The 23,401-nt window shown below is 61.9% G+C and carries 20 protein-coding genes; 13 read left to right on the top strand and 7 right to left on the bottom strand.

Annotated features, from left to right (window positions below; all coding sequences use genetic code 11):
- Nucleotides 1-821: glycosyltransferase family 4 protein (locus VFE81_RS21530; RefSeq protein WP_325046533.1), on the top strand; the 821-nt coding region annotated here is incomplete at its 5' end.
- A 108-nt stretch (nucleotides 822-929) separates the two neighbouring features.
- On the opposite strand, the gene VFE81_RS21525 is transcribed toward VFE81_RS21530, so the two are convergent.
- From VFE81_RS21525 to VFE81_RS21515, 3 genes are all read right to left on the bottom strand, one after another.
- The gene (locus tag VFE81_RS21525; RefSeq protein ID WP_325046532.1) at nucleotides 930-1,517 is read right to left on the bottom strand and encodes a BPSL1445 family SYLF domain-containing lipoprotein; all 588 of its coding nucleotides are present in this window, start codon (nucleotides 1,515-1,517) and stop codon (nucleotides 930-932) included.
- A gap of 186 nt (nucleotides 1,518-1,703) precedes the next feature.
- Complete coding sequence (locus tag VFE81_RS21520; protein ID WP_325046531.1) at nucleotides 1,704-2,150, bottom strand: hypothetical protein; 447 nt, start codon at nucleotides 2,148-2,150, stop codon at nucleotides 1,704-1,706.
- Between the two features lie 292 nt (nucleotides 2,151-2,442).
- Nucleotides 2,443-2,739 carry a PsiF family protein gene (locus VFE81_RS21515; RefSeq protein WP_169487044.1) on the bottom strand — a complete coding sequence of 99 codons (297 nt, stop codon included), beginning with the start codon at nucleotides 2,737-2,739 and terminating at the stop codon, nucleotides 2,443-2,445.
- Nucleotides 2,740-3,187: 448 nt separating this feature from the next.
- On the opposite strand from VFE81_RS21515, the gene VFE81_RS21510 reads away from it, so the two are divergent.
- Both VFE81_RS21510 and VFE81_RS21505 read left to right on the top strand, forming a co-directional pair.
- Entirely contained in the window at nucleotides 3,188-3,484 is a 297-nt protein-coding gene (locus VFE81_RS21510) for a YciI-like protein (RefSeq protein ID WP_325046530.1), read from the top strand.
- A 584-nt stretch (nucleotides 3,485-4,068) separates the two neighbouring features.
- The gene (locus VFE81_RS21505) at nucleotides 4,069-5,214 is read left to right on the top strand and encodes a transposase (protein WP_325046529.1); all 1,146 of its coding nucleotides are present in this window, start codon (nucleotides 4,069-4,071) and stop codon (nucleotides 5,212-5,214) included.
- Nucleotides 5,215-5,231: 17 nt separating this feature from the next.
- Here the strand turns inward: VFE81_RS21505 and VFE81_RS21500 are convergent, their stop codons facing one another.
- Nucleotides 5,232-5,393 (bottom strand): hypothetical protein, encoded by a 162-nt coding sequence (locus VFE81_RS21500; RefSeq protein ID WP_325046528.1) that lies wholly within the window; start codon nucleotides 5,391-5,393, stop codon nucleotides 5,232-5,234.
- Nucleotides 5,394-5,465: 72 nt separating this feature from the next.
- Nucleotides 5,466-7,019 carry a mannose-1-phosphate guanylyltransferase/mannose-6-phosphate isomerase gene (locus tag VFE81_RS21495; protein WP_325046527.1) on the bottom strand — a complete coding sequence of 518 codons (1,554 nt, stop codon included), beginning with the start codon at nucleotides 7,017-7,019 and terminating at the stop codon, nucleotides 5,466-5,468.
- A 643-nt stretch (nucleotides 7,020-7,662) separates the two neighbouring features.
- On the opposite strand from VFE81_RS21495, the gene VFE81_RS21490 reads away from it, so the two are divergent.
- The 10 genes from VFE81_RS21490 to VFE81_RS21445 all read left to right on the top strand — a co-directional run bounded on the left by VFE81_RS21490 (nucleotide 7,663) and on the right by VFE81_RS21445 (nucleotide 21,169).
- The gene (locus tag VFE81_RS21490) at nucleotides 7,663-9,060 is read left to right on the top strand and encodes an undecaprenyl-phosphate glucose phosphotransferase (protein WP_325046526.1); all 1,398 of its coding nucleotides are present in this window, start codon (nucleotides 7,663-7,665) and stop codon (nucleotides 9,058-9,060) included.
- Between the two features lie 171 nt (nucleotides 9,061-9,231).
- A complete protein-coding gene (locus VFE81_RS21485) occupies nucleotides 9,232-10,686 on the top strand; it encodes a UDP-glucose/GDP-mannose dehydrogenase family protein (protein WP_325046525.1) in 1,455 nt (484 codons plus the stop codon).
- A gap of 36 nt (nucleotides 10,687-10,722) precedes the next feature.
- Nucleotides 10,723-11,178 carry a low molecular weight phosphotyrosine protein phosphatase gene (locus VFE81_RS21480; protein WP_325046524.1) on the top strand — a complete coding sequence of 152 codons (456 nt, stop codon included), beginning with the start codon at nucleotides 10,723-10,725 and terminating at the stop codon, nucleotides 11,176-11,178.
- The gene (locus tag VFE81_RS21475; protein WP_325046523.1) at nucleotides 11,178-12,458 is read left to right on the top strand and encodes a polysaccharide biosynthesis/export family protein; all 1,281 of its coding nucleotides are present in this window, start codon (nucleotides 11,178-11,180) and stop codon (nucleotides 12,456-12,458) included. Before VFE81_RS21480 ends, VFE81_RS21475 begins: the two co-directional genes overlap by 1 nt.
- Before the next feature lie 148 nt (nucleotides 12,459-12,606).
- Entirely contained in the window at nucleotides 12,607-14,805 is a 2,199-nt protein-coding gene (locus VFE81_RS21470; protein WP_325046534.1) for a polysaccharide biosynthesis tyrosine autokinase, read from the top strand.
- 89 nt (nucleotides 14,806-14,894) lie between these two features.
- Nucleotides 14,895-15,827, top strand: a complete 933-nt coding sequence (locus VFE81_RS21465) for a glycosyltransferase family 2 protein (RefSeq protein ID WP_325046522.1) — start codon at nucleotides 14,895-14,897, stop codon at nucleotides 15,825-15,827.
- Nucleotides 15,828-15,915: 88 nt separating this feature from the next.
- Nucleotides 15,916-17,157 (top strand): glycosyltransferase family 4 protein, encoded by a 1,242-nt coding sequence (locus VFE81_RS21460; RefSeq protein WP_325046521.1) that lies wholly within the window; start codon nucleotides 15,916-15,918, stop codon nucleotides 17,155-17,157.
- A gap of 3 nt (nucleotides 17,158-17,160) precedes the next feature.
- Nucleotides 17,161-18,624, top strand: coding sequence for a glucose-6-phosphate isomerase (locus tag VFE81_RS21455; RefSeq protein WP_325046520.1), 1,464 nt, complete (start codon nucleotides 17,161-17,163; stop codon nucleotides 18,622-18,624).
- Nucleotides 18,621-19,850: a glycosyltransferase family 4 protein gene (locus VFE81_RS21450; RefSeq protein ID WP_325046519.1), complete on the top strand. Its 1,230-nt coding sequence runs from the start codon at nucleotides 18,621-18,623 to the stop codon at nucleotides 19,848-19,850. The genes VFE81_RS21455 and VFE81_RS21450 overlap by 4 nt, the downstream gene beginning before the upstream one ends.
- A 152-nt stretch (nucleotides 19,851-20,002) precedes the next feature.
- Nucleotides 20,003-21,169 (top strand): glycosyltransferase family 4 protein, encoded by a 1,167-nt coding sequence (locus tag VFE81_RS21445; protein WP_325046518.1) that lies wholly within the window; start codon nucleotides 20,003-20,005, stop codon nucleotides 21,167-21,169.
- A 24-nt stretch (nucleotides 21,170-21,193) separates the two neighbouring features.
- Here the strand turns inward: VFE81_RS21445 and VFE81_RS21440 are convergent, their stop codons facing one another.
- The gene (locus VFE81_RS21440; protein ID WP_325046517.1) at nucleotides 21,194-22,696 is read right to left on the bottom strand and encodes a Fic family protein; all 1,503 of its coding nucleotides are present in this window, start codon (nucleotides 22,694-22,696) and stop codon (nucleotides 21,194-21,196) included.
- A 305-nt stretch (nucleotides 22,697-23,001) separates the two neighbouring features.
- Nucleotides 23,002-23,401, bottom strand: a 400-nt coding sequence (locus VFE81_RS21435) for a GDP-mannose 4,6-dehydratase (RefSeq protein WP_325046516.1), incomplete at its 5' end; no start/stop codon positions are given.

Below are 23,401 nucleotides of genomic sequence, written 5' to 3'. Positions count from 1 at the left end.
GTCAGGCCGAAAACTTCGACGTGCTGCATTTTCACCTCGACTATTACTCGTTTTCGGTCTTCAAGCGCCAGGAGACGCCCTTTGTCACGACGATGCATGGGCGTCTCGACTTGCCCGAGCAACAACCGGTGTTCGACACCTTCAACACCGCGCCGGTGATCTCGATTTCGAACGCGCAGCGTCATCCGTTGCCGCAGGCCAAGTGGCTTGCCACCGTCTATCACGGTCTGCCGGAGCAGCTCTACACGCCACAGCCGGTTGAGCAGAAGTACCTCGCGTTTCTCGGCCGTATCTCGCCGGAAAAGCGGGTTGACACGGCGATCCGCATTGCCGGGCGCTGCGGAATGCAGATTCGTATCGCCGCGAAAGTGGATGCCGCTGACCGCGAATACTTCGAACGCGAGATCCGGCCGTTGCTGGACCTGCCGCATGTCGAGTTCATCGGCGAGATCGCGGATAACCAGAAGGCCGAGTTTCTATCGGGCGCACATGCGCTGCTTTTCCCGATCGACTGGCCGGAGCCGTTCGGTCTGGTGATGATCGAAGCGATGGCGTGCGGCACGCCGGTGATCGCGTTCAACCGCGGTTCGGTGCCGGAAGTGCTGGAAGACGGCGTGACCGGCTACATCGTCGAAGATGAGATCGGGGCTGTGGCGGCGGTCAATCGCCTGCACAAGATGCCGCGGGCGGGCGTGCGGCAACGCTTCGAAGAACGCTTCACGTCGCACCGAATGGCGCAGCAGTATGTGGATGCGTATCAGTCGGTGATTCGCGCGCAGAAGCGTTCACGCTTCAAGGTGATCGATACGTCGGGAAGCTGAGGGAATAGCGGCCCCGCGCAGCAGTCTGAAAAAGAACGGCGATGTGCACTGCGCATCGCCGTTCTTTTTGTTGCCGGTGTGCTCGGGACCGGCAAATGGGTTGCGCGTCTAGATCTTCAGGCGCGAGACCTTGGTGCCCTGCAACGAGATATCGGCCATCAGGCCGGCATTGGTCAGCACGAATACTTCGACCGGAGCCGTTGCCGTGGTCGTGTCGATCGCACCGTTGGCGCCCATCTTCACCAGCGCGACGGAGGCGTCGCCGCCCGCGGACCAGCCGTCGGCGTTGCGGAATTTGTCGAGCGCGTCCTGTGTCATGAACAGGAAGATGATGGCCTTCGACTGCGCGCCTGCCTGCAGACCGAACGAGCCGGAAATCGTGCTGTAGTAACCCACCGTACCGCCGCCTACGCGCAACGAACCCTCACCATACTGTCCGCCGACGATGAAGCCCGCCTGTAATACCGACGGGAACACCAGTACGCCGCGCGCCTTGGAGACGAGTTCGCGCGAACCCTTCACGGTGGTGAACAGTCGCGACATGGTGCCGTCGACGCTGGCGTCGATCGACTGGCGTTTGGATGCATCCGTGGAGGGCGTGTTGTGGCTGCTGCCATTGGTCGTACAACCAGCGAGCGTAAGGCCTCCGAAAGCGAGCGCAGCGGTAGTCTTCAACATGAAGTTTCGTCTTTGCATCGTTTTTCTCCATCATGGTTCCTGGGCACAACCTCATATGTATTGCCGGGTTGCCCTTGAGTTATATCACAGGCAAGCGCAAAAGGCGTACTTCGTCGCTGGGTGAAAAGCCTTGTGGGGCGGGGGTTTGCGACCAATCTCAAGGGTGGCTATGTAAAAGTGTTGCCTCGACGCTGCACCGCAACGTCAACCATGGTTCGCCGGACTTTTGACAGGCGGGCGCCGCAGCGCGCGGCGAATCATGCCGATCAACACCCCGATCAGGAACAGCGTGACTGCCGGCACGATCCAGTAGCCGACGAACGCATGCCAGAGGTAAGCCATGAGCGTGGAGCGGCGCACGCCGTATTCATTGCGGGCGACCTGCTGGCGCGGCAGATTGGCGGCCAGCACATCGGCCGGGCAGCCGGCGGCTTGCGCCTCGTCGGGCTTGCCATGGCAGCGCGCGGGCGCGCCGGCGGCGCGTTGTGCGTCGGTGAAATTCCAGGTGGTCAGCGCGCGGCCGAGGTCGACGGCGTTATACGCCATTTCCTCCCGGATCTCGCTGACTGCAACGATCGCCACGGGCACGGCCCAGAATACGATGACGACCAGCCACCGCCTTAACCAGCGGTTTTTATGCTTCGAAACCATCCTTGCCTCCGATCGATGCTCTGCAGCACCAACGACAAGATGGCGGCCCGTCTAATGTTGTGTATGGGGGTGGGCCGTCTCCGCAGCCATCATAGAAGAAAATCGGCGCGTTCGCGCGGATGGACTGCGAAGGGATGTGCGGCGCGAGGGCGGCTGACCGGAGATGAACCGCAAGGGAGAATTACGAGGAGAGCAGAAGAAAGACAGCAGCCGCGCCGGACAATGGCGCGGCCCTGTTCGAGCAATACGCGTTTAAACGCGCGGCGTGTGGGCCGCGCCGATTGCCTCGCGTTTAGTTAGCCGGCGCGGACGACAGGCAGGTCTTCATGAAGGCCTTGCGGTCGTCGCCTTTCTTGCCGGTGGCTTGCGTGTTGCACGCCTTCATCTTGTCCTGCTGGCTCATCGGTGCCGCGGCGGCCGGCTTGGCGGACAGGCAGGTCTTCATGAAGGCCTTACGGTCATCGCCTTTCTTGTCGGCGGCCTGCTTGTTACAGTCGGCCATTTTCGTTTGCTGGCTGTTCTGCGCGAACACCGGCGAAACGAGGACAGCACCCAGCACCAGCGTGGCGATAGCGGATTGGATTTTCATGTGACACTCCATCGGTGGTGAAAACGTTTTTGGTCGTTCATGCACGCGGGCGTCAATGGCGTCCAGGACCCCTCGGCATGTCCATTATGGCAAATGCTGTCTGCCAGAACGGATAAAAGAGCGTTCCGGTTGACAGGCGCTCACGCTGGTTTTCCCCTACGGGCCGGGGATAGCGGGTGCTCCTGCGAATAAAACGGCAGAATCGCAGCAGTGCCAAAATATGTTATGCAATCCGGATTAATTGGCAAGGCGCATGCAAACGAATTGGTTCGTGGTCATTCGATGGGGGTGATCGGATATTAAACATTCGATCCGTATTGCTGCAGATGCAAATGAAAAGGAAATCGGCAGAAAATCCCGTTGACGATCATATGAGTAATCTTGACTCGATTCCCTGTGCCGATGTGCCGACCGTCGACTCTGTCAAGCAAGCCAAAGGAGGCTCGCCATGCACTATCTGTTGATGTATGACCTCGTGTCGGACTACCTCGAGCGGCGTGGCGCGTATCGCGAAGACCATCTGAAACTCGCCTGGGCGGCAGCGGAACGTGGTGAATTGCAACTGGCCGGGGCGTTGGCCGAGCCCACGGATACCGCCGTGCTGCTCTTCGAAGATGACTCTCCCGCAGCCGCCGAAGCCTTTGCCAGGGCCGATCCGTATGTGCTCGCGGGGCTCGTGGCGCGCTGGCGCGTACGCCAATGGATGACCGTGGTGGGTGAGGGCGCGGCGAACCCTGTGCGCTAGAAGCAAGGCGATCAGAAGCGCTCGCGCGCCGTCGAGAGGAATGCGAACAGCATACCCAGGCGCTGCGTTCGCTTCCTCGGCAAAGTGCGCCTCGACGCTCCTCGGGCGTTGCTCACCCGCATCGTCCAGGCACTCTGTGGTCATATGAAAAATACGTTCACAATGCATCGAAATGCATTGTGAATCAAACGCCGATTTCATAAAGGCCATTCGCCGCAGTGCGACATCATTGTGCTATGCAATAGAGGCTTTCGCCGCAAGAACCGCCTATAGTTCTGTTACGGCAATGTGCGAAACGACGCAGCAAAAAGGACAAGTTTGTTTCCATCCGTAACACTTGTCTCAACGATATTCACGCAAACCCTGGTGGTGGTATGCTTCGTGCACAAATTCTCCCATGCACGAGTGAGACCACGTTTTGTGCTTCGCAATAGGGACAAACCGCACTAACCCAGTGCGATATTGACCCACCAACAAAACGTACAAAACATATTTGTGCAACCGCGGGCTGCACACGGATCGTGAAAGTTGAATCCGTGGCTGTCCAAAGCCGCGGCCAGGCCAGGCTGCGTGGAGAAAACCCAATGTTTTTCGATGAGCTAAGCAATGACGAATGGGCGCTGCTGGCAGCGCTTGTCTCTGATGAGCCGGCCGTCCGTCTGAACCGACGCGGACGGCCCCGCGCCGAACCGCGTATCGTGGCGAATGCCGTCCTGTGGATTCTGACAACTGGCGAACCCTGGTCGAAGCTGCCAGGCCGCTATCCGTCCGGTCCCACATGCCGGCGCCGTTTTGAAGAATGGCAATTAAACGGCACCCTCCTCGAGATGGTTCGGCTGTTGTCGCAAACCGGGCGCACCTTCGCGTACGTCCCGCAACCGGCGCCGCCCGTAGCGGCCAAACCGGCAGCACCCGTTGCAGAAACCCCCAGCGTGCGCGACGAAAGTCTGCGTGGCGTGTCGTGGAAGAGCCCTGAGTCGTGGCAGGCGCCCGGCATGTCGAGCAGCCTGAGCAGTTGGCGTTCGGCCGATCCGATCGCCGATATCACACGCCAGTTGTCCGGGCTGACGAATGTGCCACCGGTGTCGCGCTCGCCGTCGGCGGCGTCGTCACTTGCAGCACGGCCTGCTACGCGTGTCGATCTGCAAACCATGGACGAAGCGCGGGCGGTGGGCGCGGCAATGCACGGTCTGGATTCGGCCATTGCATCGGCACGCCGCGCGCAACAGCTTGACGATCAGCGCAGTCCGCTGTCGATGAGCCTCGCGCCACGCGGCACCCAGGTCGCCGACCAGCATGGCTATGTGATCTACGTTGTGGCAGAGCAGGTGCCGAACGACATGTATCGCGCATGGGCGGAGATCATGAAGGACGGCAAGCGCGTCGAGCGTTCCGGCCTCGTCGGTCCACGTTTTGCGCAGGCCGACGCAGCGGAGCACTACGCGCTCGAATGGGCACGCCAGTGGATTGACCGTGAATGCCGCACGCAGGCGGCTGCCGAGGCTGCACCTGCAATCAACGCAGCGGCGGCAGTGGCACGTCCGTTGCCGGCCATGCGCCATGTGCCCGAGCCGGTCACGGCGAATCACGGCGGTCCTTTGCACGGTCCGCTCAATGCGTTCCGTGGACCGCTGCGTCGTTACCCGGGTGAACCGGTAGCACCCGCAGCCGAAAGCAGTGCATCAGATCGTTTTCCGTCGTACCCAGAACTCATCTCCCATGCGGGATGAGCGCTGTAAGCGCAGGACTAGAACAGCAGCGAAAACAGCGACGAAAACAGCAGCACCCCGCGGCCGGTAGGAGCAACCGCCGCAGGTTCCCGCTTCATCCGTTGTGAATCATTGGTGTTACCTGACTGGCGTTGAATGTCGATTGACGTTGCCAGGGCGTTGCTTTGGCGCTGATTCAAGGTTGTGCGCCGGCATCGTTCACCGGCGTTCCTCATTGGCTCGTTTTCGTCAGGATGCATCAGGCGCTTGCTTCATTTGCGCCCATACGTGTCGTCGAAGCGCACGATATCGTCCTCGCCGAGATACGAGCCAGACTGCACCTCGATCATTTCGAGCGGCATTTTGCCTGGATTCTCGAGACGGTGGGTGACGCCAAGCGGAATATAAGCCGATTCGTTTTCGGAGACGATGAAGCGCTCTTCACCCCGCGTGACGAGCGCGGTGCCGCGCACGACGATCCAATGTTCCGCGCGGTGATGGTGCATTTGCAAGGAGAGCCGCGCACCCGGTTTCACGACAATGCGTTTCACCTGGAAGCGCTCGCCGGTGTCGACGGAATCGTAGTTGCCCCACGGGCGATGCACCTTGCGATGGTTGGCTGCTTCCAGCCCGCCATCGTTTCGAATCCGTCCGACGATTTTCTTGACGTCCTGCACGCGCGATTTATCCGCGACCAGAATCGCATCGGCCGTTTCGACCACCACGAGATCCTGCGTGCCGACGCAGGCGATCAGGCGTCCTTCCGAATGCGCGAAGGTCGAGCTCGCCCCTTCAAACATCACGCGCCCGCGGCCCACGTTCTGATCGGCGTCTTTCTCCGAGATGTCCCAGATTGCGTCCCAGGAACCCACGTCCGACCAGCCCGCTTGCAGCGGCACGACCACGCCGGATGCGGCGGCCTGATCGCTGCCCAGTTGCTCCATCACCGCGTAATCGATCGAATTCGACGGCGAGGCGCTAAAGGCGTCGCGTTGCAGACGGAAGAAATCGCCGTCCGCTTTGCCACCTGCGAACGCTGCGTCGCAGGCTTCGTAAATCGCCGGCTGGAAGTGGCGGATCGCCTTCAGCCAGGTCGATGCGCGCATGATGAAAATGCCGCTATTCCACCAGTATTCCTGCGATTCGATATAGCGTCGCGCCAGTTCCAGATGCGGTTTTTCGACGAAGCGATCGAGCTTGTGCGCGCCGATCTTGCCGGCTGCGTCGCCGGCTGCTTCATTCATATCATTAGGCGTACCAAGCGCCGCGCCGATACGGATATAACCGTAGCCCGTTTCCGCGCGCGTCGGCACAATGCCCATCGTCACGATATGGCCGGCGGCCGCATGCTGCACGCCGGCGGCCACTGCCGCATGAAAACCGTCGATGTCGGTCACCGCATGGTCGGCGGGCATCACGACCATGATGCCGTCTTCGTCCTGCGCGGCGATCGAAAGGGCGGCCACCGTCAGTGCCGGCGCCGTGTCGCGTCCGGCGGGCTCGAGAATCAGCCGGGTCGGCTTGCCGCTCGTGCGCAATTGCTCGGCAGTCGTGAAGCGCTGTTCTTCGTTGGCCACCACGACAAGTTGCTCGGCGAGCGGGTGGTCGGCTTCCAGCCCGTCGAGTCGGCGAGTGGTCGATTGCAACAGCGAGTCGTCGCCGAGCAGACCAATCAGCTGTTTCGGGTGCTGCTCGCGCGACATCGGCCACAACCGTGTACCGGAGCCGCCCGCCAGAATCACGGGATGAACTTTGAGTTTGACGTTAAGTGGCATAGCTTGCGTGGACCGGGTGTCGGCGGGCGTGGCCGTAACCGGAGCTGTCATGATGGACTCCTCGAGGCTGGGTGAATGCGTCGAGTTTTATCACGAAGTAAGGAATCAATAAAAGCGTGTTAAATAGAAACTATATAAAACGCCTAATAAAATTATCCGTTTCGTGAAGGAAAAATGTCCGCCCAATTTTTAAAAAATAAAAATTACGCGAAAAAAATCGCGGGTAATTTTTTTATCTGACGAATTGACGCAGAATGGGGACGAGAGGCGAGGCGTAAGCTTCGTAGGAGAGCGGACAGATTGACTTCCCGCGGCCGCCAGAAAGGCACAAAAAGGTCTTTCAAGCGCTGAATTCGGTAACAATTGCCGCACAAAATTCAGAAAAAATGCCGAAACTTTGACCGATACATTTTGAGATATTTTGCTGTCTTGCGGCGCGAATTTTAATATAGCTTTATCTATACCTGTACAAGGGTATTCACTCATCCAGACACGCATTTTCCGAATTGGCCGATTGGGCAATTTTTCAGTTCGGAAAGCGGCAGGGCAATTAGCACCGGTTCAATCAGATTCGCGTCGCGCATTTATCTGGCAGGCGCGAATACCGGCGTTGTGCTCCCGGCGGTTTGATGGGTGTGACGGGAATTCAACCAACCAATGGACGGCACTTGACTGACGAACTGAGGGGCAGCGCATGCTGAGCGTTCTATCGAGAATCATCGACATCGCCATGGTCGCGCTCGGCGCCGCCATCGCGACGGCCGTGCACAGCGGGAAATTGGTGTGGCTGGACGATGTCCAAAGCGTGTCGCTCGCGTTCGATTGCCTGTTGGTGGTGGTGTTCTTTCCTGCGCTGGGTATCTATCAGTCGTGGCGCGGCAAGCCGCTCTACGACCTGTTGTGCCGCGTCGCGGGCGGTTGGGTGATGGTCGAGGTCACCGGCATCCTGATCAGCTTCAGCCTGCACCGTTCGGACAGCCTGTCGCGTCTGTGGCTCTTCTACTGGGCGGTTGCCACGATCGTGCTGCTGATCGTCACCAAGGTGATCGTCTATTCGATCCTGCGCGGCCTGCGTCGCGAAGGCTTCAATCAGCGTGCGGTGGCGATCGTGGGTGGCGCGCCGTATGGGCGCTTCCTGATCGAACAGATGCGTACCCGCCCGGAAGCGGGCTTTAGCCCCGTCGTGGTGTTCGACGAGGAAGGCACGATCAATCCTTATGAAGACCCGGACGCGAGCGACTCGATCGAAGGCGTGCCGGTCGAGCGCGATTACGCGAGGATGCTTCAGCTGGTGCGTCAGCGCGCAATTCGCGAGTTGTGGCTCGCGCTGCCGATTTCGAAGGAGAAGGCGATTCACCGCTTCGTGATGGATCTGCGCAACGACTTCGTGAACATCCGCTTCATTCCGGACGTGCGCAGCCTCACGCTTTTCAATCAGCCGATGGTGGATCTGCTCGGCGTGCCGGCGATCAACCTCGCGGCCTCGCCGATTACCGATCTGCGCGTGCTACCCAAGCGTGTCTTCGATCGTCTGTTCGCGCTGGCGGCATTGACCGCGCTGTCGCCGGTGATGCTGGTGATCGCGGTGATGGTGAAGGTGAGCTCACCAGGCCCGGTGTTCTTCCGCCAGAAGCGCAAAGGCATCGACGGCAACCAGTTCGAGATCTACAAGTTTCGCTCGATGAAGATGCACAAGGAAGAGGCCGGCAAGATCACCCAGGCGACGCGGCGCGATCCGCGCATCACTGCGGTTGGCGCGTTCCTGCGGCGTACCAGTCTCGATGAATTGCCGCAATTCATCAACGTGCTGCGCGGCGAGATGTCCGTGGTCGGCCCGCGTCCCCACGCGCTCGAACACGACGACATCTACAAGGATCTGGTGAAGGGCTACATGCACCGCTACCGGATCAAGCCTGGCATCACCGGGTGGGCACAGATCAACGGCTATCGCGGCGAAACCGATCGCATCGAAAAGATGATGGGCCGCGTCAAGCTCGATCTGTACTACATGCAGCACTGGACCTTCTGGCTCGACATCAAGATCGTCGTGCTGACGCTGTGGAAAGGCTTTGCGGGCAGCAATGCCTACTGAGGGGCCCCACCTGTCACTTCGCGCCAGCCGCCCGAGGGGGCGATCCCCCAGGAGGACTTCCTGCGGAGCGGAAAACCTGGGGCGGCCCGGCGTTTCCTTGCGAGCGCCGGCCACACAGCGCAACGCGTGACTTTATTTAGTGAATCAACTCCATTTTCCGAGGTGTAATACATGAACCTGACGATCATCGGTAGTGGCTACGTAGGCCTTGTGACGGGCGCTTGTCTGGCTGACATCGGCCACGACGTGTTCTGTCTCGACGTCGATCAGCGCAAGATCGACGTGCTCAACAACGGCGGCGTGCCGATCCATGAGCCGGGTCTGCAGGAGATCATTGCGCGCAATCGCAAAGCAGGCCGCCTGAAATTCTCGACCGACATCCCGGCCGCGGTCGCGCACGGCGACATCCAGTTCATCGCAGTGGGCACCCCGTCCGACGAAGATGGTTCCGCCGATCTGCAATACGTGCTCGCCGCGGCGCGCAACATCGGCCGCCATATGACGGGCTTCAAGGTGATCGTCGACAAATCGACGGTGCCGGTCGGCACGGCGTCGCGCGTGCGCGACGTGATCGCCGAGGAACTGGCCGCGCGCAACGCAGGCCACATGTTCTCCGTCGTGTCGAATCCTGAGTTCCTGAAAGAAGGTGCGGCCGTGGAAGACTTCACACGGCCCGATCGCATCGTGCTCGGCTGCGATGAAGACGTGCCGGGCGAAAAAGCGCGCGAACTGATGAAGCGCCTCTATGCGCCGTTCAACCGCAATCGCGAACGCACGCTGCACATGGACGTGCGTTCGGCCGAATTCACCAAGTACGCGGCCAACGCGATGCTCGCCACGCGCATCTCGTACATGAACGAGCTCGCGAACCTGGCCGACCGCGTCGGCGCGGATATCGAAGCGGTGCGCCGCGGCATCGGTTCCGATCCGCGTATCGGTTACGACTTCCTGTATGCCGGTTGCGGCTATGGCGGGTCGTGCTTCCCGAAAGACGTGCAGGCGCTGATTCGCACGGCAGCCGACCACAAGGCCAATCTGCGCATTCTCGAGGCGGTGGAAGCCGTCAACGACACGCAGAAAAAGATCCTCGCGCACAAGATCGTGGACCGTCTGGGCGAAGACCTGTCGGATCGCACCTTCGGCGTGTGGGGCCTTGCATTTAAACCGAACACGGACGACATGCGCGAAGCGCCGAGCCGCCCGCTGATCGCCGAACTGCTGCGCCGCGGCGCGCGCGTGAAAGCCTATGACCCGGTCGCGATCGACGAATCGAAGCGCGTGTTCGCGCTCGATCTGAAGGACGTGCCGCAACAGCACGCACGCCTGTCCTTCGTGAACGAGGAGATGGAAGCGGCCGAGGGCGCAGATGCACTCGTGATCCTGACCGAATGGAAGGTCTTCAAGAGTCCGGATTTCGGTTCGCTCAAGGAGAGCCTCAACACGCCGCTGATTTTCGACGGCCGCAATCTGTACGAACCGGACGCGCTGCTCGAACTCGGTATCGAGTATCACGCGATCGGCCGTCAAGCCGCGTTACGCAATGCGCCGGCGAAAGTCGGCGCGAACGGCCTGCCGATAGCGACCGGGGCGGCGCGTTCGGCCGACGCGGTCGAGGTTGGCCAGTAAGCCGCCGCGTCGCCACGCATCGTTAAGGAGCCCGCTATGTTCGCCAACGTTCTGATCGTCTGCCACGCCAACGTGTGCCGTTCGCCCGCAGCCGAGATGCTGTTCAAGGCCCGGCAGCGCGCGCCGTCGCGGTCGTCTTCAGCGCCGATCGCGTTTCATTCGGCGGGTATCCGTGCCGTGGATGGCCACGGTATGGACCCGGTGATGCGCCGCCTGCTCGCCGAGCAGGGCGTCGCCTCCGGTATCCATTATTCGCGGCGCCTCGACCGCCAGCTCGTGCGTTCCGCCGACCTGGTGCTCGTCAGCGAGCGCGCGCAGGTGAGCGCGGTGGAAGCGCTTGATCCTGCCTCGCGCGGCAAGGTTTATCCGCTCGGCAAGTGGGAAGGCGACTCCGACGTCGTCGATCCGCACGGCCACGTGGAAGCCGACTATAGGGAGAGTCTCGTGCTCATCGAACACCTGGTCATGGGATGGCTGAAGAAAATATGCTGATGAAAAAACTCACTGCACACACATTCGCGAACTTCAACTCGACGGGCTTTACATCGACGGGCTTTAAGTCGACGGGCTTTAAGTCGACGGGCTTTAAGTCAAAATTCGCCGCCACGCTTTTGCTGACGTCTTTTCTGTCGGCCTGCGCTACCGCACCTGGCAATTACCTGGACACATCCCGTCTGAAAGACGACGGGCAGCATCAAAGTCAACAACAAGCGAACGAAACCTATCCGGTCCATATGATCGACGGCCCGCTGGTTGCGGCGCAAGCGCAGGCGCAAACCGCTGCTGCCGCGCAGCAGGCGCTGCCGACTTCGCGCTTTAGCGACCCGTCGCAGTATGTGTACCGGCTCTCGCCGCAGGATATTCTCGGCATCACCGTGTGGGACCACCCTGAATTGACCACCCCGCAGGGCAGCACGCTGTCTGCGGGCGGCAACACCACGCAGTCGATCGGCGGCGCCTTGCAACAGCCGTATACCGCCGCGCTGCCGGGCCAGGCCGACCCTTACGGCCAGACCGTTGCCGCCGACGGCACGATCTTTTTCCCGTTCGTCGGCCGCATCAAGGCCGCAGGCAAGACGGTCGGCGAGCTGCGCGATCAGTTGAGCGCCGGCCTCGTGCGCTACATCCGCAATCCGCAGGTCGACGTGCGTGTGCTGTCGTATCGCGGCCAGAAAGTGCAGGTGACCGGTGAAGTGAAGACGCCTGGCCCGCTCGCCATCAGCGACGTGCCGCTCACGCTGGTCGACGCGATCACCCGCTCGGGCGGCACGAACACCGACGCGGATATCCAGCGTGTGCGCCTTACGCGCAACAACAAGCTGTACGTGCTCGACGCCAACCGCATGCTCGATCAGGGCGACACCACGCAGAACGTCATGCTGCAAAGCGGCGACGTGATCAACGTGCCGGATCACACCGACAGCCGCATCTTCGTGATGGGCGAAGTGAAGACGCCGATCCAGTTGCCGATGCTCAAGGGCCGCCTGACGATCGCCGACGCGCTCACCCAGGCCGGCGGCATTCTCGACACGGACGCCAATCCACGCCAGATCTTCGTGATGCGCGGCATGCGCGAACATCCGACCACGCCGGACGTGTACCGCCTCGATATGACGCAGCCGGACGCGATCATGCTGTCGTCCCAGTTCCAGTTGCAACCGATGGACGTCGTGTATGTAGGCACCGCCGCTTCGACCACGTTCAACCGTGTGTTGCAGCAAGTCCTGCCGAGTGTACAGACGCTGTTCTACCTGAAGCAGCTGACGCGTTAAACGTCTGAGCCGTCGACAGGCCCGCGCCGCTCTCTCAGGGCGCGGGACCGAAGCAAACGCCGAAGCAAAAAGCAAAAGCAACAGCAACTGTCAACGCTGACGCAACCGATACGGGAAGCGAATTGTGAGCAATCAAATCACTCCACACATGGCCGGTCCGATCAAGACCGAAGAAGAGGACGTCGTCCTCGGGCAACTGGTCCAGGTGATCCTCGACGACATCTGGTGGCTGATCGCGATCGCCGCCGCGATCGTCGCACTGGCCGCTGCGTACTGTTTCCTCGCCAAGCCGATCTATTCGGCCGATGCGCACGTGCGGGTCGAGCAGTCCGACAACACCTCGCAGGCGCTCACGCAGACGCAGACCGGCGCAGCGATCACCACCGGCTCGACTTCGCTGCCGACCGACGCCGAAATCGAAATCATCAAGAGCCGCGGCGTAGTCGCCCCGGTGGTTCAACAACTGAAGCTGAACTTCAGCGTCGTGCCGAAGACGATTCCGCTGCTCGGCAGCATTGCCGCGCGCATGGCAACGCCGGGTCAACCGGCGCGGCCGTGGCTGGGTCTGTCTTCATATGCATGGGGCGGTGAATACGCCGAGGTCGATTCGATCGACGTGGTGCCCGCGCTGGAAGGCCAGAAGCTGACGATGAAGGTGTTCGACGTCCAGCACTACGAACTCTACGCAGAGAACGGCTCGCTGCTGTTGCGCGGCCAGGTCGGTCAGCAGGAGCAGGGCGGCGGCGTGACGATCCTCGTCAGCAAGCTGGTGGCCCGTCCGGGTGAAGAGTTCACCGTGACGCGTTTTAACGATCTCGATGCAATCACCGCGTTCCAGTCGGCGATCACCGTGCAGGAGCAGGGCAAGCAGACCGGCGTGATCCAGATCTCGCTCGAGGACAAGAGCCCTGAGCACGCCGCTCTGGTGGCCAATGCGCTCGCGCAGTCGTACGTGCGTCAGCACATTTCGAACAAACAGGTCGACGCGAGCAAGATGCTCGACTTCCTGAAGAGTGAAGAGCCGCGCCTGAAGTCCGATCTCGAACGCGCGGAAGCCGCGTTGACCGCGTACCAGCGCCAATCCGGCTCGATCAACGCGAGCGATGAAGCCAAGGTCTACCTGGAAGGCAGCGTGCAGTACGAGCAGCAGATCGCCGGTTTGCGTCTGCAGATGGCGCAGTTGACCGAACGCTATGGCGACGATCATCCGATGCTCGTGGCCGCACGCCAGCAGATGGCCGAACTGGAGGCGCAACGCGCCAAATATGCGGACCGCTTCCGCGATCTGCCGGCGACGGAAGTAAAGGCCGTGCAGCTGCAACGCGACGCGAAGGTCGCGGAAGACATCTACGTGCTGCTGCTCAACCGCGTGCAGGAGTTGTCCGTACAGAAGGCCGGTACCGGCGGCAATGTGCATATCGTCGACCAGGCGATGCGCCCGGGTAAGCCGGTCAAGCCGAAGAAGATGCTGATCCTGTCGGCGGCGGTGATTCTGGGCCTGATTTGCGGCACCGGTTTCGTGTTCCTGCGCCGCAATATGTTCAAGGGTATCGACGACCCCGACCATATCGAGCGCGCGTTCCATCTGCCGGTGTACGGTCTCGTGCCCTTGAGCGCCGAACAGGCCTTGCTCGAAAGCGGCTTCGAGCGCGGCGGCGAACGCCTGCGTTCGGTGCTGGCGAATGCGCGGCCGAAGGACGTCACGATCGAAAGTCTGCGCAGCCTGCGCACCTCGATGCAGTTCACGATGATGGACGCGAAGAACCGCATCGTCATGCTGACCGGGCCTATGGCCGGCGTCGGCAAGAGCTTCCTGACGGTCAATCTGGCAGTGCTGCTCGCGAACTCGGGCAAACGCGTGCTGATGATCGACGGCGATATGCGCCGCGGCGCGCTCGAACGTTATGTGGGCGGGGCGCAGGAGACCGGCCTGTCGGAATTGCTGAGCGGGCAGATTTCGCTCGAAGAAGCGATCCGCGCCTCGAACGTCGAAGGCCTGAGCTTCATCTCGTGCGGCCGCCGTCCGCCGAATCCGTCGGAACTGCTGATGTCGCCGCGCCTGCCGCAATACCTGGACGGCCTCGCCAAGCGCTACGACGTGATCCTGATCGATACGCCGCCGGTGCTGGCCGTGACCGATGCGTCGATCATCGGGGCGTATGCCGGTGCGACCTTCTTCGTGATGCGCTCGGGCGTGCACAACGAAGGCGAGATCGCCGACGCATTGAAGCGCCTGCGCGCGGCCGGCGTGCACGTGCAAGGCGGCATCTTCAACGGTATGCCGGCGCGCGCGCGCGGCGGCTACGACCGCAGCTATGCGGCGGTCCAGGAATATTTGAGCACCTGAGTCTGAGCACCTGAGTCTGAGCACCTGAGCCACGAGACTGAGCCCATTGTTCTGATCCCAGCGCAAACACGATAAACAAGGACATCACGATGAAAGTGACGGTACTGGTTCCGACATACCGCCGCCCGGCCGACCTGGCGCGCTGCCTTGCGGCGCTACAACGGCAATCTCGCGCGCCGGACGAAGTGGTGGTGGTCGCGCGCGCCGACGACGAAGCGACCCACGCCTGCCTGCGCGATCCCGCTGTGCCGGGCACGTTGCCGCTGTCCGTCGCGCTGGTCGACGTGCCAGGCCAGGTCGCGGCGCTGAATTGCGGACTGGATGCGGCCAACGGAGACGTCATCGCGATCACGGACGACGACGCCGCGCCGCACGTCGACTGGGTGGAACGTATTGCTGCCGCGTTCGAAAGCGACGTGCGCCTGGGTGCGCTGGGCGGCCGCGACTGGGTGCATGAAAAAGGCCGAGTGCTGGATGGCGAGCGGCCGCTGGTCGGCAAGGTCACGGCGCACGGCAAGATCATCGGCAATCATCACCTTGGGGTCGGCGGCGCACGCGAAGTCGATATCCTGAAGGGCGCCAACATGAGCTACCGTCGCGAGGCCGTGCGCACGATCCGCTTCGATCAACGCCTGCGCGGCGCGGGTGCCCAGGTTCACAACGACATGGCCTTCAGCCTGAGCGTGAAGATGGCCGGCTGGAAGCTGATGTACGACCCACGCGTAGCCGTCGACCATTTTCCGGCCGAACGTTTCGACGACGACCGGCGCGACGCGCAAACCTTGGCGGCGTTGCGCAATGCCGCCTTCAATTTTCACCTGATCCTGCGCGATCAGTTGCCGCCGCTGCGCCGCGAAACCGCGTGGTGGTGGTGGACGCTGGTCGGCACGCGCGTCTATCCGGGTCTCACCCACGCCGCGCTCGCGCTGGTGTCGAAACAGGCGAGTCTGAGGCTGTCACGCTGGCGCGCGGTGCGCACCGGCGCGCATGAAGCGCGCCGCGCGCTGTCCCGGACCGCATGACCCAATCGTCCTGCACGTTCGTGCATCGGCACTTGCGCCCGCGCGCGCACGCCGATGCTCCTTTCCACCGGCAGAGCGGAGTGTCTGCATGAGTACGAAAGTTCACGTTCATCTGTTTTACGGCGCGGACCCGCGCTTTTACCGGCCCGGCGACGACATCGGCTGTCTGTACGGCTATCACCACGCGGAGTCCGAGGCGTTCGCGCTGACCTATTCGGAGGACGCCCGCGAGAGCAAGCCGGTGCGTCTGCTGCGCCGCGCGCTGAAGGCGGCGCTCGGGTTCGACTTCATCCATTCGTGGCGTAACCGCGCCGAGATGCTGCGCTCGGACGTGATCTGGACGCATACCGAACAGGAATGGCTCTCCGCTGCGCTCATGCTGCTGCTGAGCGGCCGCAAGGCTGGGGCGGATGACGGGCCCTTGCTGCTCGCGCAAAGCGTGTGGCTGCTCGATAAATGGCCTTCCTATGGGATTTTGCGCAGCTGGCTGTATCGCAAGCTGATGAAGCGCGCCGATCAGCTGACCACGCTTGCCAGCGAAAACGCCGAGCTGTGCCAACGCTATTTCGATCGCGATGCGAAGCACCTCTATTACGGCCTGAACACGCAGGACTTCCCCGTGAAGGCCCCGACCGAGTGGAAGCCGCATACGCCGATCCGCATCGCTGCAATTGGCAACGATCGCGACCGTGACTGGGAGACCCTGATCAAAGCCTTCGGCAACGATGCGCGTTACACGGTCAAACTCGCGACGCGCCGTCGCATTCCCGCTTCGCTGCGCGCGCAGAACGTCGAGATCGCGTTGTTCTCGGGCATCAAAAAGCAGCACGAACTCTACGACTGGGCCGACGTGATCGTCGTACCGTTGCGGCCGAATTCGCACGCCTCGGGCATCACCGTGATGCTCGAAGCGGCGGCGCTCGGCAAGCCGATGGTGGTCACCAACGTCGGTGCGTTGCAGGATTATTTTCCGGCGGGCGAGGCGGCTTATATCCCGCCGTTCAACCCGCAGGCATTGCGCGAAGCGGTGGATCAGCTTGCGGCCTCGCCCGCGGATGCGTTGCACCAGGCGCAAGCGGCCGCCGCCGGGTTGCTGTCGCGCGATCTGACCACGCAGAACTATGCGATGCAGCACGTGAGGATTACCCAGGAGATGCTGCGAGTGCGCGCCGCGGCGCGTGGACGCGTGACGGCAGGCGCGGCCGAGGCTGAGGCGACCACGCCGCGTGCCGCGCCGGCCTCTGCCACGGTGAACCAGCCGGCGCGGGTCCGTGCGGGCAGCCAGGGGCCGGGTCGACGTCCTGCGCGCGAATCACGCGGAGGCCTTTAAACGATGTCGACGATTACGCGAGCCGATGGCGACAACGCGGGGCGGATCCTGCCCGGTGCTCGCAAGGAGTGGCTGCCGGAAGCCTTGCTATGGCTGATCACGGCGCTGCTGATCGGCGCGCATCAGGGCACGGTGCTCACGCTCGGATTCCCGGTGCTCGCGATCCTGACGGGCCTCTGGCTCTACTTCAGAAGCCCGGCACGCTACATCGGTTTCATGTGGTGGCTGTGGTTTCTGAGCCCGGAAGTGCGGCGTCTCGCCGACTGGTCCAAAGGCTCGTTCACGCCGACCAGCTTGATCCAGATCGCGCCGCTCGCGGTGACGATGATCAGCGGGTTGTCCCTGCTCCGCTACTACAAGGTGCTTTCGCAGCGGCGCGGCCTGCCGGTGCTGCTGATTCTGATGGGGCTCGCCTACGCGTTCATGATCGGCGTGATGTCGAGCGGGCCGCTCGCCGCGACCTATGACCTCGCGAACTGGCTCTATCCGATCCTGATCGGCTTTCACATCATGGCGCACACGCGCCAGTACCCGAAGTATCGCGACACCATCGTCAATACCTTCATCTGGGGCATGCTGGTGATGGGCGGCTACGGCCTGATCCAGTTCTTCATCATGCCGCCGTGGGACGCACTCTGGATGCTCGGCTCGCAGATGAATTCGCAGGGCGATCCCGTGCCGATGGGCGTGCGCGTCTTCAGCACGATGAACTCATCGGGACCGTTCGCGTTTGCGATGATGGGCGCGATGGTCTACGTGATGGCGGCAACGCACCGTGTGCGCTGGGTCGCAGCGGCGCTGGGCTTCTTTGCGTTCGCCCTGAGCCTCGTGCGTTCGACGTGGGGCGGCTGGGTCATCGCACTGCTGATCCAACTGGTCAAATCGAACAACAAGGTGCGTGTGCGGATCGTGGCAAGCGCGGTGCTGCTTGCCGGTCTATGCGTGCCGCTGCTCACGGTCGGCCCGGTCGCCGAGCGGATGCAGGCGCGTCTGAACACGCTCGTCAATCTGAGCGACGACCAGAGCTACGCCGCGCGTAACGAGTTCTACGCGACCTTCGCGAAGACTGCCTTTACCGACGTCTCCGGCGAAGGCATGGGCGCGACCGGCACCTCGACCAAGCTCTCGAACGACGGCGGCCAACTCGGGCAGTACGGCAACTTCGACAGCGGCGTGATGAACATTCCGTTCGTGCTTGGCTGGCCCGGCACGTTGCTCTACATGTCCGGCATCGTGTGGCTGGTGGTGCGCGCGGCGCTCGCGTCGTTCAAGCTGCGCAACGATAAATTCGTTTCCGCCTGCCTGAGTCTCAGTCTCGCGACCTTCGCGATGCTGGTGTTCACCAATTCGCTGGTCGGCACCGGCGGTCTGCTGCTTTTCATGAGTGTTTTTTCGATCCTTTCCGCGGTGCACTACGAAAAGATGAACCGCAGACGCACGCTATTTCTCCACGGAGGCACTGATTGAGAGTTGCCATTGTTACGCACGTCGTGCGCCATAACGACGGCCAGGGGCGCGTCAACCACGAGATTGCGCGCGCCGCGCTCGACGAGAACATCGGCGTGACGCTGGTCGCGTCGCATGTCGCGCCTGATCTTCTGGCCCATCCGAACGTTCGCTGGACGCCCATCAAAATCGGCAAATGGTGGCCCACCAATCTGCTGCGCCAGCAGGTGTTCGCCTTCAAGAGCGCGATGTGGCTGCGCGCGCATCGCCGCGAATACGACGTGCTGCACGTGAACGGTTTCATCACGTGGATACCCGCCGACGTCAACACCTCGCACTTCGTGCATAGCGGCTGGTTCGGCAGCAAGTACTACCCGTTCGGGCTGACGAAGGGCGTGTGGTCCGCATATCAGTCGGTTTATACGCGTTGTAATGCGCTGCTCGAACGCTGGGCTTACCGGCGCTCGAAGGTGATCACGGCGGTGTCGCAAAAGGTCGCCGATGAAATTCGTGCGATCGGGTTGACGCCTCATAACCGCGTCGACGTGATTTACAACGGCGTCGATACGCAAGGTTTCGCGGCCGCAACGGGCGACCGCGCGAAATTCGGCCTGCCTGCGGACGCATTTTTGCTGCTGTTCGTGGGCGACCTGCGCACGCCGCGCAAGAACCTCGGCACGGTGTTGAAGGCGCTCAAGCATCTGCCCGAACACGTGCAGATCGCGGTGGCCGGGTTTCTGCCGGGCAGTCCGTATCCGGAAGAAGCCAAGGCACTCGGCATTGCGCATCGCGTGCATTTTCTCGGCCTGGTCAAGGAAATGCCGGTACTGATGCATTCGGTCGACGCGTTCGTGTTTCCGTCGCGCTACGAGGCGATGAGCCTGTCATTGCTCGAAGCGATGGCCGCTGGCCTGCCGGTGGTCACGGCGCGCACGGCGGGCGGCGCCGAAATCATCACGCCGGAATGCGGCATCGTGCTCGACGACCCGGACGATCCCAAGGCCTTGGCCGGCGCCGTCGCGCGCCTCGCTGACAACGACGACGCGCGCCGCGCGATGGGCGTCGCCGCCAACGCACTCGCGACCGGCTTCGGCTGGGCACGCATGGCCGCGCAATACATCGCGCTTTATCGGCAGCTGGCGGGACAGCAGAAAGACCGCCGGCGCAGCGAATCGGAAGCCGCGGTGGTCGCCAAGACCGACGCGCTGACGCTGAACACGCTGGCCGGGCAGAAGGGCGCGGAATGAATGCGCGCGCTGATTGGGAACAACAGCGGGACCGGACCGCGGACCAGGACGCGGACCCGCAGGTGGACCCACAGGTGGACCCGTTGGCGAACCGACTGGCCGAAACATCCCGCAATCCACTACAACTCTCAGAACGCACAGGGGCAACAATCATGACGACGAGTTCAATCAAATCGCTGCAGATCGGGATGCACTGGTTTCCCGAGCGCGCGGGCGGCCTCGACCGCATGTATTACTCGCTGGTCGGCGCACTGCCGGGCGCGGGCGTCGCGGTGCGCGGCGTGGTGGCCGGCTCATCGAAAGTTGCGGCAGACACAGGTGGCGCGATCAACGGCTTCGGCTCCGCCGCGCAATCGCTGCCGCTGCGGCTGATGGCGGCACGCCGCGCACTGCGCCAGGAGATCAGCACCTCGCGTCCCGACGTGATTTCGTCGCACTTCGCGCTGTACACGTTTCCGGGTCTCGACGTGACGCGCGGCATTCCGCAGGTGTCGCATTTTCAGGGACCATGGGCCGACGAGAGCCACGTGGAAGGCGCCGATTCGCTCGGCCAGCGTGCCAAGCGCTATCTGGAGCAATCGGTGTATGCGCGTTCTTCGCGGCTGATCGTGTTGTCCGAGGCGTTCGGCAAAATCCTGACGTCGCGCTATCGCATCGCGCCCGACCGCGTGCGTGTGGTGCCGGGCTGCGTGGACGTCGAGCAATTCAATCTGCCGATCACGCCGGCCGAGGCGCGCCTGAAACTGCAATTACCGCAAGACCGGCCGATCGTGCTGGCGGTGCGGCGTCTGGTGCGCCGCATGGGCCTCGAGGATCTGATCGACGCGGTGAAGCTGCTCAAACGCACCGAGCCCGATGTGCTGCTGCTGATCGCGGGCAAAGGACGACTCGAAGGCGAGTTACAGGCGCGGATCACCGAGGCGAACCTCGATGACAACGTGAAACTGCTGGGCTTCGTGCCCGATCAGCATCTGGCTGCGTTGTACCGCGCGGCAAATATCAGCGTGGTGCCGACGGTAGCGCTCGAAGGCTTCGGGCTGATTACCGTTGAATCGCTGGCTTCGGGCACACCGGTGCTGGTGACGCCGGTGGGTGGTTTGCCGGAAGCGGTGGCAGGTTTGTCGCCGAATCTGGTGCTGGCGGAGACGGGCGCAAAGGCGATTGCGGAAGGGCTGGCAGGCGCGTTGAACGGTTCGCTGAAACTACCGGATTCGGAAGCTTGCCGCCGCTATGCACGTGAGAACTTCGACAATTCGGTGATCGCGAAGCGCGTGGCGTCGGTGTATAGCGAGGCGATTGCGGCGGGTGGAGTGCACTGAGTGAGTGGGCACGCCGGACCGCGTTCAGGTGGCCCGGCTGCCGTCAGCGTTGAGCAGCCGGAACTCGGCAGGGGATTCTTCGAATGCGCGAGCGTTTCTCATGCTGGATATGAGACTTGCAACGTTGGCGTAGTCGAATCCGGCGGACCAGCTGGCCATTCGGGAGAGGGCGGTGACGAGGGGCTCCGGGCGTCCACTTTGCGTAAGGGCTCGCAGACAATCCACGAACTGCGGATGGAAAAGCGTTGGGATGATGATGCGACAGTGTTCGCCACGGGACAACTCCGCGTTCATGACCAGTCTGGACAAACGTCCATTGCCGTCCGCGAAAGGATGGACCTCGGCGACGAGGAAGAGGTAGTAGATCGCCCTCGCCATACCTTCAGGAATTGATAGCGCGAGGCGCGATCCTTCTGCAAGGGTTCCGCGAACGTGGGATGGCTGAACAAATTGGGTCGTGCCCGCATAGTTTGCCTCGAGTTTGAGGTTACCAGGGTCGACCTCCGGTCTGCGTTCGAGCATGATCCGATGGCGTTCCTGAAGCACATCGACAAAATCTTCCCCAGCGGGTGGCACCATCGCCCGGGTTTCGCTTCGATACGCGAGATTGAACACGCCGAGGATGTCATGCGAATCCTTCGGGCGTTGCGCGACAATCTGGTTGCGCAGCACGATTCCTTCGGCTTCTTCCACAGAGAACCGGGTGCCCTCGACGTAGTTGGAAAAATACGATTCAAGGAAGGCGAAATGAGTACGGTTGTTGCCCTGATCGGCTATGTCGGCAATATCTGGCAGTACCGCGGTACGTAACGCCGTGGCGAGCGAGTCGAAAAGACTCATGCGCTCCATGTCGATTGGAGTGCCTTGGGCGATGGCCAACCCGGCCTTTGTTTTGAGTACGCCCTTTGAATGCGTGCTCAGCAGCGCACCAATCAAACCATTGAGTACGTCGTAACTGGTTTGCGCGCCGAGCGGTTCGACGAGTTCGCGAGCTCGGTCGCGAATCTGGTTGAGTCCCGCCTCTTTGCTCGCGTTAAGGCAGGTAATCAGGCGTTCTTCGATGTCATCGCGTGCGGCCCGGGTCGCCGCTGAAGCTCGACCCAGATTTTCGAGAAGCGCGCGTTCTTGCGAAGCCCAGTAGAGGTCGAGCGAGCCAAGACGCAGATCGCGAGGTTGTGGACCAGGGCCTTTCAGCAGCACCAGGGTAAGGCCCGGATAGTGAATGCGTCGGTTGAATCGTGTTGGATGTGATAGCACGACTTCATCGGACGGCGTAATGCCACCTGCAAACGCGCTGCGATGGGAGACAACGGCGCCGGGCACCGCATGTGAGGCGATCTTTTGCCAGTTTCGCTGGATTCTGCCGGCGATTTCGTCATCGGTGCCCGGCTGGACGTACACACCGGCAGCGACGCGTTTCAGATGGCCTTCTTTTGCGCGCCGCTGAAGGCTTCGGTCAGACTTCGGATCGCCGGTCGCAAACAGGATTTCGTCTGGAAGTCGTTTTTCCGCTAAAGGAAGGGGCATGCCGGTGCCTGACTGTCGCTATCGAGCTTAGATTATATCAATTTTGTCGTTTTTTAGCTAAGTTCGTGGCGATGCTTTGGCAAACCGATTTGTCGCTAACGCGCTAAGTTGGCAAGCACGAAAGGGATATTTGTCGTAATTCAGCTAAATTTCCCGACCGATTGTCGTTTTTTAGCTTGCGACTCGTGCCGAGCACTTCCAGGCGAGCTCGGCACGAAAAAATCTCTGATGAGTGACTGGCCACGGACGCAAGGCTTTTCCCACTATTGAGAACCTGAACGCCGTGGCGCGGCATAAAAGATTGCTCAGAACGTCTCGTGATGCTCATTACGACCAAGGTCCGCATGAACCATCATGTGGCACAGCTGTTCGAGCGTGGTTTCCGGCTTCCAGCCGAGCTTCTCGTGTGCCTTGTCCGCGCAACCGATCAGCAGGTCCACTTCCGCCGGGCGGTAGAACTTCGGGTTCACGCGCACCAGCGTCTTGCCGGTGGCGACGTCGATACCTGTCTCGCGCTCGTCCTTGCCCGACCATTCGATCTGGTAGCCCGCCGCGGCAAACGCCATGCGCACGAAGTCGCGTACCGTCTCGGTGCGGCCGGTGGCGAGCACGAAGGTGTCGGGTTCATCGGCTTGCAGCATGCGCCACATACCTTCCACGTATTCCAGCGCGAAGCCCCAGTCGCGTTTGGCGCTCAGGTTGCCG

This window comes from Paraburkholderia sp. (genome assembly GCF_035656215.1).
Taxonomy (GTDB): Bacteria; Pseudomonadota; Gammaproteobacteria; order Burkholderiales; family Burkholderiaceae; genus Paraburkholderia.
Note: the sequence above shows the minus strand (reverse complement) of the source record. Positions and strands in the feature narration are given on the sequence as shown.